Genomic DNA, 282 nt, shown 5'->3' on the forward strand with positions numbered 1-282 from the left:
GCGCCCGTCACCGTCTGCTACGCCCACGGCGAGGTCGAGCGGCGGTTCTTCTCGTTCAGCATGTCCAGGATCGCCTCGGCCGAGGGGGAGTCCGGGGTGCTCATCGTCGCCGCCGAGGTGACCGGGGAGGTCACCACGGCCGAGCACGCCCGGACCCTCGCCGAGGAACGGCGCCGGACGCTGCTGCGTTACGAGAGTCTGGTCGCGACGAGCACCGAGAAGCTGTGGGTGGCGGACGCCGACGGGCTCCTCGTGGAGGGGAGTGACGGGTGGGAGCGTGCG

1 pseudogene is annotated in these 282 nt (G+C 72.0%); it reads left to right on the plus strand.

What is annotated here, in order from left to right:
• A pseudogene (locus ACSNOK_RS33945) lies at window positions 1-282 on the plus strand (SpoIIE family protein phosphatase); the annotation flags it as partial.

Source organism: Streptomyces sp. URMC 126, from assembly GCF_051386555.1.
Classification (GTDB): domain Bacteria; phylum Actinomycetota; class Actinomycetes; order Streptomycetales; family Streptomycetaceae; genus Streptomyces.